At 50.3% G+C, this 15,994-nt stretch carries 16 protein-coding genes; 12 read left to right on the forward strand and 4 right to left on the reverse strand.

Annotated elements, in window-relative coordinates; translation table 11 throughout:
• Window positions 1-46: 46 nt before the first annotated feature.
• Window positions 47-385: a hypothetical protein gene (locus EKM94_RS04295; protein ID WP_125598003.1), complete on the reverse strand. Its 339-nt coding sequence runs from the start codon at window positions 383-385 to the stop codon at window positions 47-49.
• Window positions 386-520: 135 nt separating this feature from the next.
• A complete protein-coding gene (locus tag EKM94_RS12310) occupies window positions 521-685 on the reverse strand; it encodes a hypothetical protein (RefSeq protein ID WP_164511099.1) in 165 nt (54 codons plus the stop codon).
• A gap of 207 nt (window positions 686-892) precedes the next feature.
• Between EKM94_RS12310 and EKM94_RS12765 the strand changes: the two genes are divergently transcribed.
• The 12 genes from EKM94_RS12765 to dnaI all read left to right on the forward strand — a co-directional run bounded on the left by EKM94_RS12765 (window position 893) and on the right by dnaI (window position 11,791).
• Entirely contained in the window at window positions 893-1,024 is a 132-nt protein-coding gene (locus EKM94_RS12765) for a hypothetical protein (RefSeq protein ID WP_263853226.1), read from the forward strand.
• Between the two features lie 328 nt (window positions 1,025-1,352).
• Window positions 1,353-1,481 (forward strand): hypothetical protein, encoded by a 129-nt coding sequence (locus EKM94_RS12770; RefSeq protein WP_263853227.1) that lies wholly within the window; start codon window positions 1,353-1,355, stop codon window positions 1,479-1,481.
• 76 nt (window positions 1,482-1,557) lie between these two features.
• Window positions 1,558-1,680 carry a hypothetical protein gene (locus EKM94_RS12775; protein ID WP_263853228.1) on the forward strand — a complete coding sequence of 41 codons (123 nt, stop codon included), beginning with the start codon at window positions 1,558-1,560 and terminating at the stop codon, window positions 1,678-1,680.
• Between the two features lie 113 nt (window positions 1,681-1,793).
• The gene (locus EKM94_RS04300) at window positions 1,794-2,123 is read left to right on the forward strand and encodes a thioredoxin family protein (protein ID WP_125598006.1); all 330 of its coding nucleotides are present in this window, start codon (window positions 1,794-1,796) and stop codon (window positions 2,121-2,123) included.
• A gap of 166 nt (window positions 2,124-2,289) precedes the next feature.
• Window positions 2,290-2,925, forward strand: coding sequence for a YtpR family tRNA-binding protein (ytpR, locus tag EKM94_RS04305; RefSeq protein ID WP_225422158.1), 636 nt, complete (start codon window positions 2,290-2,292; stop codon window positions 2,923-2,925).
• Between the two features lie 41 nt (window positions 2,926-2,966).
• Window positions 2,967-4,280, forward strand: coding sequence for a UDP-N-acetylmuramate--L-alanine ligase (gene murC / locus EKM94_RS04310; protein ID WP_125598008.1), 1,314 nt, complete (start codon window positions 2,967-2,969; stop codon window positions 4,278-4,280).
• A 116-nt stretch (window positions 4,281-4,396) separates the two neighbouring features.
• Window positions 4,397-7,075 (forward strand): DNA polymerase I, encoded by a 2,679-nt coding sequence (gene polA / locus EKM94_RS04315; RefSeq protein WP_125598011.1) that lies wholly within the window; start codon window positions 4,397-4,399, stop codon window positions 7,073-7,075.
• A 52-nt stretch (window positions 7,076-7,127) separates the two neighbouring features.
• Complete coding sequence (mutM, locus tag EKM94_RS04320) at window positions 7,128-7,976, forward strand: DNA-formamidopyrimidine glycosylase (protein ID WP_125598014.1); 849 nt, start codon at window positions 7,128-7,130, stop codon at window positions 7,974-7,976.
• Window positions 7,969-8,595, forward strand: coding sequence for a dephospho-CoA kinase (coaE, locus tag EKM94_RS04325; protein WP_164511100.1), 627 nt, complete (start codon window positions 7,969-7,971; stop codon window positions 8,593-8,595). The genes mutM and coaE overlap by 8 nt, the downstream gene beginning before the upstream one ends.
• Before the next feature lie 299 nt (window positions 8,596-8,894).
• Complete coding sequence (gene nrdR / locus EKM94_RS04330; protein ID WP_125598020.1) at window positions 8,895-9,410, forward strand: transcriptional regulator NrdR; 516 nt, start codon at window positions 8,895-8,897, stop codon at window positions 9,408-9,410.
• Window positions 9,403-10,866, forward strand: coding sequence for a replication initiation and membrane attachment family protein (locus EKM94_RS04335; protein WP_125598023.1), 1,464 nt, complete (start codon window positions 9,403-9,405; stop codon window positions 10,864-10,866). The genes nrdR and EKM94_RS04335 overlap by 8 nt, the downstream gene beginning before the upstream one ends.
• Window positions 10,853-11,791: a primosomal protein DnaI gene (gene dnaI, locus EKM94_RS04340; protein ID WP_125598026.1), complete on the forward strand. Its 939-nt coding sequence runs from the start codon at window positions 10,853-10,855 to the stop codon at window positions 11,789-11,791. The genes EKM94_RS04335 and dnaI overlap by 14 nt, the downstream gene beginning before the upstream one ends.
• A 359-nt stretch (window positions 11,792-12,150) precedes the next feature.
• Here dnaI and EKM94_RS04345 read toward each other — a convergent pair whose 3' ends face one another.
• Both EKM94_RS04345 and EKM94_RS04350 read right to left on the reverse strand, forming a co-directional pair.
• Complete coding sequence (locus EKM94_RS04345) at window positions 12,151-14,931, reverse strand: Cna B-type domain-containing protein (protein ID WP_125598029.1); 2,781 nt, start codon at window positions 14,929-14,931, stop codon at window positions 12,151-12,153.
• Between the two features lie 217 nt (window positions 14,932-15,148).
• Window positions 15,149-15,964, reverse strand: a complete 816-nt coding sequence (locus EKM94_RS04350; protein ID WP_125598032.1) for a Cof-type HAD-IIB family hydrolase — start codon at window positions 15,962-15,964, stop codon at window positions 15,149-15,151.
• Window positions 15,965-15,994 lie beyond the last annotated feature (30 nt).

Raw genomic sequence — 15,994 nt, forward strand, 5'->3', positions numbered from 1 at the left:
ATGGTTTTTGCTTAGTCGTTTGAAGTCGCTTGGTCATAGCCCAGGCCTAGGCGAGGGCTTCTTTTTTCAAATCAAGTAATTCCTTGGTTTTGGCGTCGAAAATAAACTGGTATTGAACCAAACGTTGATTTTCTTCCCGGGTGATCCCGCCGAAGTAAGCCAAGTGACGGTCGCCGCGCCAAGTAATGGTCCGCGGTGTTGCTTCGATCCAAGAACCCTCGATCGGTCCTTCTTTCAAAAACAATGATTTGATTTCGTCTAGTAGACTTTCCGGTAATTGTTTCTCCTTAAAGTGCCAGCTAAAAGCTGCGGTCGCCCCGACCGTTAAGCCACTTGCGAAACCAATCAAGGTATATTTGAGAAATTTTTTCGATGCTTCTGTCATGGTTACTCCCTCACGATCACCAAATTTTTTGCAAAATACTCCTGTAATCACTAGGATACCCCGTTTTGCGGCGAGGGGCAAACAAAATGAGTAAATTCTTTTCGGAATGGCGGGTTTTCATTCTTGATCTTGCGCTTAATTGCAGTTGTGGGTGGGTGTTGCGCGTGAGCGCAACCGGCTGGGACTGCTGTTGCGGACTGGAACGTGGTGGGCGCTGTTTTGAGCCAATCCGCAAAGATCGCGGCTTGTCTCAAAATCAGGCCTTGTCCTAAGCGGCAAAGCCGCAAAGGACAATTTCACCACTGAGCCGCGCAGTCCCAGCCGGTTGCTAGGCAGAATTGAGCCTATCTGCAATCGTGGTGAAGGATTTGACGAAGTGCGTTTGCAAGCTAGTGGTCAAATAATTGCCCTCTTTTGGGATGGTACGGCAACACCAACGGATTCCGGAAATCTGTGCTTGATTGAAAGTGTGCTGGGTTTGGTGGGGACGCAACCGCCTCAGGACGTTTGTCGTGGCTGGAACGCGGTGGGCGTCGTTTTGAAGCCAATCCGCAAAGTGCGCGGCTTGTCTTCAAATCGAGCCTTATTCTTAGCGATAAATCGCTAAGAATAATCTCACCGCTGAGCCACACGTCCTGAGGCGGTTGCTAGGCAGAATTGCGCCTATCTGCAATCGAGGCGAAGGATTTGACGAAGTGATTTTGCAAGCTAGAGGTCAAACAATCGCCTTCTTTTGAGGTGGTACTGCAACACCAACTGAATTGGATCAAGCTGTCGGGACATTTTGTGTAGACCGAACATCTTTACCAGTTCCCTCAACAATCCTTAAGTGGAAACCGACCGATTCAGTTGATTCGCTGAGACTAGGTTCCTTCATCATACAAACTGTACTGGTGTCACCAATTTAAAGCTGGTGACCACTAGCCATGGCCGTCAATTGCGTGGTTCCTCATAAATTGGCGATAGCTTGCCAACTGGCGTGAGTGCTCAAACGGCTATTAAAACGTTGAGCGGCTGGAGCGGAGAAATCCGGGGTGAGATCGCCGTGAAATGGGTGAGAGCGTGGAACCAACGGGTTGCTTTTGAACACGACTAGCGATTTTGCTGGATTGATGCAATCAATCCAGTGAAATTGCGTATCGGCGCAGAAAGCAGTTGTGTGGAACGCGTTTTTGGCGGCTCTGCCACTTAGGACAAGGCTCAGCTTTGAGATTCGCGGGCTTTGCGAAGCTCAAAGTGACGCCCACAGCGAGCTCACCCCGAATTTCGCAGCGCAAGCTGCGGTCGAAATATGATAGTCAATCAGTCAACCAATCATCAAAAAGGCGGAGCTAATTCAGTTGACGCTTACTAAAAGATAGCATATAGTACAAGTAGTTGAATTGAAACTTTTTTTGGAGGCTTGATCATGAAGCAATTATCAGAGTTAGAACAACAAGATCTTAAATCAATTACGGCAAAGGGCAAAACAATGCTGTTTTTCACCGCGACTTGGTGTGGCGATTGCCGGTTCATCAAGCCAAGTATGCCAGCCATTGAAGCAGAATACCACGACATCAATTTCATCGAAGTTGATCGGGATAAATTCATGGACTTGGCCGTTGAATTGAACATTATGGGTATCCCAAGTTTCGTCGCTTATCAAGATGGACAAGAAGTTGGTCGCTTCGTCAACAAGGATCGTAAAACTAAGGCAGAGATTGAAAAATTCATTAATAATCTCGCTTTTGCGATCTAAGACTTTAAAAAAGACCCCATCTAGCTTACAATAATAAACGTGCAACCAAAGCCAGTTGCTTCTGTGATTTTTGCAGAACTGCTGGCTTTCTGTCGCTAACGACGATATTTTAGTTGCCATTAACAATAAAATAATAACAATAAAAAAATGATGGGAAGTTTTTTGATTGCTGATTACAAGCTATAATCCGGTCGCGTTAGGCGACGTTCTTATTATGACCACTGCTCAGGCGACGGCTTCCGAACAAAAGGCCGTCCGGTTTGGCGATTTGATCCAAATTCAACGCCGTGACAATGACCAAGTTGTTGGTTACAACTTATTCAACGCTTCTAAACATTTGACTGCGTTAGCGGGCTCAGGTCAAGTGACATTAACCGAGGAACAAGTGGCCCAGATCAATCAGTTGCTCAGCGCCGCGCAGCAACCCGCTACACTGAAGGCCGATCGCGCGCCTAAATTTGTGATTGGACACGTTCTCGAAATGAAGGCGCACCCTGATTCTGATCACCTTCAAATTACGCAAGTTGATGTGGGCCAAGAGAAGCCTTTACAGATCGTTTGTGGGGCGCCAAATATCCAAGCGGGTCAAAAAGTTGTGGTTGCCTTGGTGGGCGCGATGATGCCTAGCGGTAAATTGATTTGGCCGGGGAAACTGCGCGGTGTCGCAAGTTTCGGCATGATTTGTAGCCCGCGGGAATTGGCTTTGGCGAACGCGCCGGCTCGTCGGGGTATCATGGTTCTCGCTCATGACGCGGTTGTGGGTCAGGCTTTTGATTTTCAGGGACAGTATCAATTTGCGTAAGCGATGCGGCGTTACTAAATTAATTTGATATTAGGGTGAAAATGATGCAAACGAAGAAATACTTTTTTATTGGAATCAAGGGTTCGGGGATGAGCGCGCTGGCCATGGTTGTCCATGACTTAGGTTATCAAGTGGCCGGTTCGGATATTGATCAATACACCTTTACCCAAAAAAATCTAGAAGCGGCTGGTATTCCGATTTATTCATTCGACCCAGCTAATATTCGGAGTGGCTGGACTTATATTGCCGGTAACGCTTTTCAAGATGATCATCCGGAAATCAAGGCCGCCCATGAATTAGGCGCGGAAGTGATTCGTTATCATGATTTTCTGGGGCAATTGATGGGGCAATACACCAGCATCGGGGTTGCAGGGACTCATGGGAAGACCAGCACGACTGGACTCTTGGCCCATGTGCTCAGCGGCGTTGATAAAACGGCGTATTTGATTGGTGATGGTACGGGCAAGGGTGAGGCGGATGCCAAATTCTTCGTCTTTGAGGCCGATGAATATCGGCGTCACTTCTTGGCCTATCATCCTGATTATGTGATCATGACCAATGTGGACTTCGACCATCCTGATTATTATCATGACTTGGCCGATGTTTTCAGCGCGTTTGAGCAGGAAGCCCGTCAAACGGCGAAGGGGATTTTCGCTTGGGGTGATGATCCTAGTTTGCGGAAACTTCAGGCAACGGCGCCGATTTACTACTATGGCCTGCAAGATGACGATGATTTCCAAGCGATCAATCTGAAGGAATCACCAGCGGGCTCTGAGTTCGATGTCCGTTATCACGATCAGATCATTGGTCATTTCGTGATTCATTTGTATGGGCAGCATAGTATTTTGAATAGTTTAGCGGTGATTGGGGTCAGTTATTTAGAAGGCCTGGCAATGGACGAAGTCGCCGCGGAATTATTGACTTTCGCTGGCGTGAAGCGGCGGTTTGCCGAGAAGCATTTCGGTCAAGTGACGGTCATTGACGATTACGCGCACCATCCATCCGAAATCAGAGCCACGATCGACTCCGCGCGGCAGAAATACCCAGAGCGCCAATTAGTGGTGGTTTTCCAACCGCACACCTATTCACGGACGCAGGCGTTGATGCCTGGCTTTGCCGCTAGTTTGGATCTGGCCGATCAGGTTTATTTGACGGAGATTTTTGGTTCGGCGCGGGAACAACAAGGTCAGGTGTCCAGCGCGGATCTCGGCGCGTTGATCAAGCATGGCGGTGAAGTGCTACATTTGGATCAAATGCAAACATTGTTGCAATATTCCGACGCGGTGGTCGTTTTCATGGGTGCCGGGGATATTCAAAAGTATGAAACTGTCTATGAGGATCTGCTCAAGAATTAAGAGTGGACACATGACGGTGCGGAGTTCTGACTCTGGTTTAGGTGGGCTTGCTGGTTTCTTGACGGTCAAGCCGAGCTGGTGCCAGCGTTAGCGTGGGAACAAAAGATGGAGGACTGATGACAACGGAAGCACAACCAGATAAATTGCTACTTCTCGATGGAAATAGTTTGGCTTTTCGAGCCTTTTTTGCCCTGCACAATTCGCTGGATCGTTTTACCAATAGTCAAGGGCTGCACACCAACGCCATTTACACCTTCAGCAATATGCTGGATTCACTGTTGGCCGCTGAGCAGCCGACCCATGTCTTGGTCGCCTTTGACGCGGGTAAAACAACGTTCCGAACGGAAATGTTTCCCGATTATAAAGGCAATCGTTCGAAAACACCGACGGAATTCGCGGAACAATTGCCTTATATCAATCAGTTGCTGGACGCTTATGGATTGACGCATTATCAGCTACCGAACTATGAAGCCGATGATATTATTGGCACACTGGCTCAAGCCGCCGCCGACAAAATGCCGGTAACGGTGGTGACCGGGGATCGGGACTTAACCCAGTTGACGACGGCCAACACCACGGTTAAAGTCACGATCAAGGGTGTCAATGAGTTGGAAACCTATACCCCAGAGCACGTTCGGGAGAAACTGGGGATCGACCCTGAACAAATCGTTGATCTTAAAGGATTAATGGGGGATACCTCCGACAATTATCCTGGTGTGACCAAGGTCGGGGAGAAGACCGCGCTGAAACTTCTGAAGCAATATGGCTCGATCGCGGGTCTGTACGAGCATGTCGCGGAAATGAAACCAAGCAAGTTGAAAGAGAACCTGATCAATGATCAACAGGCCGCTCTGATGTCACAAACGTTGGCGCGAATCAATACGACCGCACCGTTGACAATTGATTTGGCGGCGACCAACCGGCGGCCCGTTGATCAGACCGCTTTGATCGCGTTCTATCAGGAAATGGATTTCAAGTCCAAATTAGCGAAAATGGATCTGGGCGATTTAGCGGATGAAAATGAAGCCGACGCGGCGGAAACACCGATCAAGTTGGTTGAACTGACCCGAAGTAATTTGGCGTCCGCATTAGCCAAGCAGCAACCTCGCGCCTTTGATCTGGATATTCTGGGCGACAACTATCATGTTGACACGCCTGTGGGCTTTGCTCTGGGCACGCCGCAGCAATGGTATTACAGCGATGATCTTAGTTTGCTACAAGAACCTGCCCTGAGTCAGTGGTTGGCTGATGAAAACCAGCTCAAATATGTTTTCGACAGTAAGAAGACTGATGTTTTGCTGGCCCGGCTTGATTTGCGCATTGCGGGCATGAGTTTCGACCTGTTACTGGTTTCTTATTTGTTGAACACATTTGATAACAGTAACGATTTAGGAGTGATCGCGCATCTTCATGGCTATGCTGGGGTGCAAACGGATCTGGATGTTTACGGGAAGGGCACCAAGCGGGCGATCCCGACGGATTACGCGGTTTTAGGCGAGCACTTGAGTCGGAAGGCGCAGGCAATTTATCAACTCCAAGCGCAGCTGACAGAGCAGTTGCGGGCCAATGATCAGGATCAACTCTATGATGAAATCGAGGCGCCCTTGGCGTTGGTTTTGGCGCAGATGGAGTTGGCGGGAATCACCGTGGATAGTCAACGTTTGAAGGCGATGCAACAGGACTTCAGCAAGACGTTGACGGAAATCGAGGCCTTGATCTATCAAGACGCGGGTCACGAATTCAATATCAATTCACCCAAGCAATTAGGGGTGGTGCTGTTTGAAGAACTCAAACTGCCCGTGATCAAGAAGAATAAGACGGGTTATTCCACTTCAGTTGAGGTTTTGGAACAATTACAGAAGAGCCACCCGATCATTGAGCGGATCCTGACGTATCGGCAAATCTCAAAGTTGCAGTCAACTTATATCAACGGCTTATTGAAAGTGATCCACCCTGATCACAAGGTCCATACGCGTTATTTACAAACATTGACGCAAACAGGGCGGTTATCGTCAGTTGACCCGAATTTGCAAAACATTCCGGTGCGCTTGCCGGAAGGACGCAAGATTCGTCAGGCCTTTGTGCCCAGTCATCCTGATTGGGAGATTTTCTCCAGCGATTATTCTCAGGTGGAATTGCGGGTATTGGCCCATGTTTCTGGGGACCAGAATATGCAAGCGGCTTTCAAGAATGGGCTGGATATCCATGCCAATACAGCGATGAAGATCTTCGGGCTGACAGATCCAAGTCAAGTGACACCAGATATGCGGCGCCAGGCGAAGGCCACCAATTTCGGGATCGTTTACGGAATCAGTGATTACGGCTTAGCGAAGAATATTGGCATCTCGCGACCACAAGCGGCTGCGTTCATTGCCGCTTATTTTGAACAGTATCCAGATGTTCAAGCGTATATCAAGGACATTGTAGCAACAGCACGGCAACAAGGCTATGTGGAAACCATCATGCATCGCCGCCGCTATTTGCCGGATATCAACGCGAAGAATTTCAATTTGCGGTCTTTTGCCGAACGAACGGCGATGAACACGCCGATCCAAGGAAGCGCGGCGGATATCATCAAGGTAGCGATGATCAATATGCAGCAGCGCTTGACCCAAGAACATCTACAGGCGAAAATGCTTCTGCAAGTTCATGACGAATTGATTTTCGAAGCGCCCACCGAGGAAATCCCACTTTTGGCGAAAATCGTACCGCAAGTGATGGACTCTGCGGTCAGTTTGGATGTACCTTTGGTGGTCGACAGCGCCCACGGAGCTACTTGGTATGACGCGAAATAATTTAGGTTGAACGGCAGCAAACGGCATCAAGCAGACAAAGAGGGGGATCATTGTGCCAGAATTACCTGAAGTTGAAACAGTTCGGCGCTCATTGATCGCCTTGATCCAAAGCAAGCAGATCAAAACGGTGACGGTACTTTACCCGAAAATCGTGACGAATGATCAACCGATTTTTGTCGATACGCTGATTGGTCGGCGGGTGGAGACGATCCAACGGCGCGGCAAGTACTTGCTGTTTCGGTTTGACCATGATTTAACGATGGTCAGCCATTTGCGAATGGAAGGCAAATATTTCTTGGAACCAACATCGGCGCCGGCGAACAAGCATGTGCATGTGGTGTTCACGTTTACCGACGGCACCAGCCTGCAGTATCAAGACGTTCGCAAATTTGGCCGGATGACCTTGGTGCGGACGGGAACTGAGGAGCAGTTATCCGGGATCAAGGCGTTAGGTCCTGAACCACTGGGACCCGACTTCACCGTCGCTGGTTTTTATGCCGGGCTACAAAAGCATCATAAGGCGTTGAAGCCGACTTTGCTGGATCAGCATGTGGTTACCGGGTTGGGCAATATTTATGTGGATGAGGTCTTGTGGTTAAGTCGGTTGAACCCGTTATTGCCGGCAGATCAAGTTACCTTGACCCAGGCGCAGACGCTGCACGACCAGATCATCGCGGAATTGAACCAAGCGGTGACCGCTGGTGGCACGAGTATTCGCAGTTATGTTGACGCCAATGGTCATCAAGGTCATTTTCAGTTCGCGCTACACGTTTACGGTCACGAAGATGATCCGTGTCCTCGTTGCCAAACTCCGATCAAGAAAATCAAAGTCGGTGGTCGAGGCACACATTTCTGTCCTCAGTGCCAGCCACTCCCCCAGGGGGTTGTGCTTGATGACTGATTTAGGCGCAAAAGTCCTAGGAATTACCGGGGGGATCGCTTCCGGGAAATCGGCGGTCGCGACTTGCTTCGTCAACTGGGGCGCTTTCTTGGTGGATGCTGATCAAATCGCACACGAAATCCTGGCGCCTGATTCACCAGGATTAGCGGCGGTCCAAGCCCAGTTTGGTCCGGCGTATTTGCGCGCGGACGGCAGTTTGGATCGGGCCAAATTAGGCCAATTGGTTTTCAGCGAGCCCCAAGCGCTGGCGCAGTTGAATCAGCTGACGCAACCGCGGATCCGCGCCGCGATCACGGCGGCGATCGCGCGTGGTCGAGAAAGCGGCGCGCCGTTAGTGGTGGCGGAGATTCCTTTATTGATCGAAGAGAATTATCAAACGCTTTGTGATGGCATTCTGGTGGCTGATCTTCCCGAGGCACTGCAATTGGCGCGTGTGCAGCAGCGTGATGGGCTCACTAAGGTGGCGGCCCAAGCACGGCTTGCCGCGCAAATCGGGCGAACCCAGCGCTTGGCCACGGCGGATTTCATCTTGGATACTAGCCAGGACTTGGCCACTTTGACCGCGAACTTTCAGCGTTTTGTCCGCAGCGCCGCGTTTCAGTCGTGGTTACGCTCCTGAGCTTAAGTGCGAGTCTAATTCTGAGCTGACTTGGGCGTTAGGAAGTTGGCTCGTTCTGCTTAATAAGACGCCGACAATCAATCTTGAATGGTCATTGGACCGTTCAAGATTTTTTTGCTAGTCCTGGGGCGTTGGTGAGGCAAACGGCTACCGGTCAGCGCGCGAAATCCTGGGATGGAAATTGGTTTCACCGCTGGTTTAAGGTATAATATAAAGCATAGCAAGTGCGCTTGATTTCGTCGGGGGAACTGAAACTCCTGCGATCAAAGTTATCGAAATTATTAAAGAGGTGTCAAATTATGCAATGTCCACGTTGCCATCACAATTCCCTGAAGGTCGTCGATAGTCGCCCCGCTGATGAAGGGCGCGCGATTCGTCGCCGTCGGGAATGCGAAAATTGCGGCTATCGGTTTACAACTTTTGAACGGATCGAACAAACACCACTACTGGTTATCAAGAAGAACGGGACTCGGGAGGAATTCAACCGAGAGAAGATTATGCGCGGACTGGTTCGTGCGGCTGAGAAACGGCCCATTTCCATGGATCAAATGACCGCCGTGGTGGATAAGGTCGAGCGAGATATTCGTCAAAGTGGCGAAGGCGAGATTCACTCGGAGGATATTGGCGAATTGGTCATGAAATATTTGGCTAAGCTCGATGATGTGGCCTATATTCGCTTTGCCAGTGTTTATCGGCAATTTAAAGACATGAATGTTTTCATGCAAGAGGTGCAGGAACTGATTGCCAAGGAGAACCGTTCGCTGAAGCATGACGCGGGCCAATCAAGTCAGGGAGATGACCACAGTAATGGTTGAGCCAATCCAACTTGATCCCGCCAGTGGCTACTTCTTGGTTCGCGGTGGGATTCTAACGGATCTTGATCAACGGGTGCTGGCCCAGCTGTACCAGCCGTTACTGAATCCCAATGCCTTTACACTGTACCAGGCGCTTTGGGCCCAAGTTGACGATCAGGCGTTGCGCTCACGGCGGTCGTCTCATTTCACATTACTGGAATTATTGGGGATCAATCCACAGGAATTTATGCAGGCGCGGCGCCAACTCGAGGCCGTCGGGTTGGTCCGCAGCTTTCAAACGACCGATCAAATCGGGGATTATGCCCTTTATTTCTTATACCCCCCATTAGCGCCGGCGGACTTCTTTCATGAAGAGATCCTAGCAACTTTTCTACTAGAAAAAGTGTCCCGGAAACGCTACATGAGCTTGGTCGCCGCCTTCGCCTTACCGCAAGTTGACTTATCCAAGTCGCAAGAAACCACGGCGGGTTTTTTGGATGTGTTTAATTTGCCTAGTAGCGCCTTATTAACACCACCAGAAGAAGTGCGACAGGGCGTGCAAGCGTTGCGCGTCAAGGGGCCAACGCAAATGATCAGTGAGATCAGTCCGGCGCAGTTGGCGACGTTTGACTGGGAGACCTTGATTGCCTTAGTGGGGCAAAAACAGATCAAGCGTAATGAGATCATGGATCATCAAAGTGAGATCTTTGGGTTGCATGAATTTTATGAGTTTAGTTTGACGGATATTGCGCGTCTGATCAGTAAGAGCTTGGATCAGGCCACTAATCAAATCGATTTCCGAGTTTTGGAGGAGCGGGCGCTGACCCTTTATGATCAACTCAATCCTGAAGAATCGCCGACCACGACAACACCAACAACCGGTTCGGCGGTGACCACGCCACCGTCAACTGCGGTGGTCGCGCCTGCAGCACCGGCGCAAGCGTTTAGTCAGACAGATCAAGATCTTCTGCAGGCGGCCAAGTCGTTAAGTCTGTTGCCCTTTACTCGGTGGGTCAAGAAGCAACTGGGGTCGAAACTGTATGTGGGTAATCGAGAGAAGTTCAATTTAAAGACACTGCAACAGCGGCATATTTTCTCTGCGGATACCTTGAATTTATTGGTTTGGGTTTGCTTACAGGAGAACCCGACCGTGACCGTGGCGCCCTTGGATCGGATCGCCCAGGATTGGGTGGCGCAGAAAATCACCACCCCAGAGGCTGGACTGACATATTATCATCAGCGGCAAGATGGCACGGCGCCAACGAAATCAAGTCAACGCCGTTCGGCGAAGAGTCAAGGCGTTGTGCCAAGCTGGTTGCGTGATGGTGACGCGGCGGCGCCGGCAAACGCGGTTCCCAATAGCACGGATAGCACGACCAAGGCGCCAACTGGACCGGTGGATGATCAGCTTCAACAGAATTTAGCATGGCTCAAACAAAAGAGGCAACAGCGAGGTGACGAACATGCACAGTCTTAATGAATATTTGGATAAATTTATGAAAGAGAAGAAGCTGGATCAGAGCTATCAAGCTTTGATGACCACTGCCTTGCGTGATCCCGATGTGCAGGCCTTCTTAAGCGCCCATCAGGCAGTCATTACCACGGCGGAATTGGAAAAATCGGCTTCGGCAATCTATGAGTTTTACCAGGTGAAAACCAATCAGGATCCCAACAGCGCCTTATCCCAGGCCGGTTATGAGCCGTATTTATTGCTCAATAACGGGTTGATCGAAGTTGCCTATCGCCCAACGGCTCAGTTGGCGGCGGCCCGGTCGGCTCAAGCGCGCCGGGAGCGGGTCACGATGGTCAACTTGCCTCATGATCTGCGCGCCGCCGATCTACTGACCTATCAGCAATCGGCAGGACGTAAGGATGCGATCAACGCAGCGCTGCGGATGTTGCAGGAGTTGAGTCAGCCAGGGCCGCATCCCTTTGCCAGAGGTTTGTATTTGACTGGTCCTTTCGGGATTGGTAAGACCTACTTAATGGGAGCAGTCGCCAATGAGCTGGCCAAGCAAGGCATCGCCACGACTTTGGTTCATTTCCCGACTTTTGCCACCCAAATCAAGCAGGCGATCGGTGAAGGGCAAGTTTGGCCGCAGATCCAAAAAATCCAAAGCGCGCCGGTCTTGATTCTGGATGATATTGGCGCGGATAGTAATGGACCGTGGGTTCGTGATGAGGTGTTAGGCGTCATTTTGCAGTACCGGATGCAAGAACGGTTGACCACCTGCTTCACCTCGAACTTAGCGATGGCCGAGCTGGAAACATTTCTGGCGGACACGCGGCAAAAGACAGACGTGCTCAAGGCCAAACGGTTGATGGAGCGGATTCGCTTCTTAGCGGTCGAGTTACCGATGCAAGGTCCTAATCTGCGGCAAACCGGCGGCATCGCGCCTTAGTCGGATCGCGAAGAAGGTTGCTTGAAAAGTTTGCTTGAAAAGTTTGCTTGAAAAGTTTGCTTGAAAAGTTGCTTGATCAGAAACTTGAATCAAGTGCTTTAAACAATAAATCACATCAGGAATTTAGGCAGGATCTTTCAGACACCCACTTCTGGGTGCCAAGTTTCCATCGGAAAAAATAGCGAACGGCCCTCCAGTCATTGATTTGGCTGGAGGGCCGTTCGCTATTTGGTGCTTGCTGGGCGCTGCTGTTTACTGGGGTCGGTATTTTTGCTGGCAGCAGCGGCGTAGGTGCTGCGGTTGGGTGGGTGGCTTAGCTGGCACCTGGCACCAGGGAACTAAAGTGGGTCTAGCTATGATCAGTTCCGACGGCGACGACGCTTCAAGGTGTCCGCACTAAAACCGGCTAGTGTCAGAATCAAGCAGGTACCACCGAGAACTGCCATGATGCTGGTTGGACGCTCGCCATTTTGCGGTAAGCGCTTTTGATGTTGTGACGTTGGCCGATCTTTCGTTTCTTTCGTTGCTTTCTGATCAGTGCTTTGGCCTGGTTGTTCGGGCTTGGTGGTGGTGGTGTTCAAGGTGTCGATCAAATTGATTTCTTGCAATTGGCCGTCATCCGTTAGTGGCAATTGGTCGTAGCTCGCACTGTAACCAGCTGGCACAACTTCTTTGACCGTATAATTGATTTTCTTACCTTGCTCATCATATTTCGGCAGCGCTAGCCACAAGCCGACCCAGTTTTGATTGGCGCTGAGTGTTTTAGGAGCGCCAAGGGCCTGGTCGTTCGCATAAAGTTGGACCTTGATGCTGGCGGGGCGTTGACCGGTTTGATTTTGCTGGTCATTCCAAAATTTACGAAGGCGCAAGTTGATAAACTCAGTACCTTGCTCGCCAAGTTCAGGATCGGCGGTGTTGATCAGGTTATGGCCGTCCTGGGTAACCGTATAACCATCAGGGGTTGCCTCAGTGACGCGATAGTTGATTTTTTGACCGGTCTCGGAGAATTTCGGCAAATCGTTAAAGAAATATTCCCAGTTGGTCTGTGCATCGACAACTTTACTGGCGACAAATTGCCAAGCTGGTTCACCGTCCGCGCCAGTTTCCCAAGCCCGTTCCAAGGTCACGGTGATATTGTTGGGTCGGTTGCCGTAAATGTTATCTTGATCATGCCAAACCTTCGCGCCAAAGACGGTAGTCGTGTCCGGGTCGTTCAAATCTAAGTGGTTCGTCAAGTCGAAACCGTTGATCTCACTGCTATAATCAGCAAGATCATCTTCAGTCACAAAATAATGGATCTTGATGCCTTGGTCATATTTAGGGAGGTCATTGAATTGCTTTTGCCAATGATTGGTTGCTGTCAATTCGAAGTCGGCGACCTTCTCAATGCCGTTGTTGCCATGCCGCCAGAGATGAGCAGTAATCGAATTGGGCCGTTGTGATGTATTGGCGGCATCGTCCCAAATTTTCTTGATTGCAATGGCGGTTACTGCTGGGCTGTGCTGATTGATCAGGTCATCATCACAAACGGTCGTGGTGTAGCCAGGAATTTTCGCTTCGGAAACGGAATAAATCCAGGGGCGACCCTGGTGATCGTGGGTGGGCAGATCGGCGAATTCATAATGCCAAGCGCCACTTGCAGTCACGATTTTCTGGGTGACCAGTTCCTTGGCGCCGCCTTGATGTTGACGCCAGAGGAAAACGGTCAGATAGGTTGGACGCAAACCATCTTGATCATTTTGATCGTCCCAGACCTTGTTCCCACTGACGTTGATTTGATCAGGATCGTTATCCTGCGCCTCATTGACAACGGTGACCGTCGCCGGCGTGCTCGTCGAAGCATCACCTTGAAAATCCCAGCGGTGCGTCTCGCCGGATTTGACATTGACGCGATCGGCGATCAGACTGCCATCAATATTCTGATGAGCAGTGATCTCGTCTTGTGGCGCGAGCATGGTCCCTTGGAACGGGGCTTGCACACCGATCTGCGTGCCTTTGGCGCCCACGAAATTCCAGAGAATTTTGGCATCACTGAAGTCTTCGGTTTCATGATTGACCCGATCGGCGCCATCAATGACTAATTTTATCTGGGACTGGATGTCCAAAGTTGCCTGATTCCCCACATGAACATTGATCACCAGGGGTCCGCCAGTGCGTGATAACCCCTTGATCGTTAGCGGGCGATCCCGCTCCAGTTCACTGGCGTCTAAATTATAAAAGTGGTATGCCTGACTGCCACTGTTGCTGGGATCGACCGCGACAAAATGGTGATCAGAATCTAATTCGTAACCAGCCGGGGCTTGTGTTTCAACGAAATAGTACAGCCCGGCTTGTGCAACACTGACCCGGATCTGGCCGTTCTCATCGGTGGTCAGCCCGGTGACCTGTGGCTGTGTGGCACCGTTACGATAAAGACTGAATACCGCCTGGGGCAGTGGTCGCCCGGCTTGATCCTTCTTGGTCAACAGAATCTGTTCATCATTAACACTAGGGGTGATGGTGATGACGCGATTATTCTCGTTACTGTTGTCATAATGAACATCCGGAGAATTTTGCGCCTGTCCCCAAGTGTTTGATTGAGCCAGATCATGCGCCAATTCCGTTTTTATATTCAGATATTGCTGTTGATCTTTGTCTTGGTAAACCTCATCTTCTTGTAAATGGTCTAGTTTGTTCTGGTTGACCGAAATCGCATTCTGGCTGCTGGCGCTGGCCAATTCAATCTCGGTATCCTCACCGAAAACGGCTTTGTTGCGCGCCATATCAGAACTGACGAACGCCGAAGAACTGATTTTGTGCACATCTTGGAAGTAGTAAATATCCTTGACCAAGCTACCATCGATCACATTGGTACCAAAGTTGGTTTCGCTGAACAGCTCGTCTGTGGCGATATTGCCGTTGGTGTGCGCGCCAGTGATCGCCTCGTTGGAAAAAATATGAAAGAACTGCGCTGCCTGCAAGGGGGCCGTTTTAGCCTCGGGCACATCTGCGTAGAAACTGCCGCCATTGGGAACATCATCATTGACGGCCGCCTGTGCCGCCATCCCACTGCCCAGTCCGCCACTTCCGCCTAACGTGGCCGTGGTCAAAATGGTTAAGGCGATGATTCGCCCAGTGCGTTGCCAAATTTTCTTGAACATAAACACACCCTCACTCCATCAATAATTTGTTCGGTTGATTTGCCCCTTAACCGAACTGCTATAACAATTAAATTATAGCTCACAATTAAAAAAATAAAAGTCGTTTGTGAAAGTTATTGGAATTAAAAACGCTGTCAGCAGCGCTGATAGCGTTAATTGTCTTCTTTGATTGGGTCAGTTAGGCGCCAAGAAGGGGCCGTACCGAACTTGCATGACACTAATCGATGAGACCGAATTTTTGAAAGGCGTGGGCGATGCCGTCCTGATCGTTGCTGGTCGTGACAAAATCAGCTTGCGCTTTGACACTTTCCGCGCCATTGGCCATCGCCACCGCTGTTCCGGCCGCGGCAAACATGGCCAAGTCGTTTTGCTCGTCACCGATCGCCATGATCGCGCTGGTCGGGAGCTCCAGTAACCGGGCCAATTCAGTGACCGCGTGCCCTTTATTGACGATCGGATTCATCAATTCCAGAAAATTTCGACCGGCGCGAACAACGTAAAGTTCCGTGGCAAAGCGCTGGCGAACCGCAGTTTCAATTTGATCCAACTGTTCGGGCTCACCAACGAACAAGCCTTTGGCAATCGAAAAGTCAGTCGGCAGGTCAGCTGGTTGCCGTATCAAAAGCCCGGCGTGATTCTCCCAGGCCTGCACCACTGTGACCCAACTCACATCATGATCGGCCGTGTAAATAATGCCGTCTTCATCAAGCACGTTGAAAGGTACTTGGTGATCTTGAGCGAAGGCGGTGAGCGCGCGATAATGTTGGTTGGCGACTAAATGACGCGCTAGAACCCGACCGGCAACCGTTTCAATCGCGGCGCCGTTGAAGGTGACCACATATTCATCATCGCCGCTCAAGCCAAGCTCGTTGAGGAAATGACGCGTGCCTGCCAGTGGTCGCCCGGTACACAGGACGATTTTGACCCCTTTTGCTTGTGCTTGGCGCACGGCCGCGATCGTGCTGGGGAGAATCTGACCAGCGCTGTTCAACAGTGTGTCATCGATATCGATTGCTACTAATTTGATGTTCATTTGAAAACTCCTCTCTATTCTTTTGCTTCC

This window comes from Lapidilactobacillus achengensis, from assembly GCF_003946655.1.
GTDB classification, from domain to species: domain Bacteria; phylum Bacillota; class Bacilli; order Lactobacillales; family Lactobacillaceae; genus Lapidilactobacillus; species Lapidilactobacillus achengensis.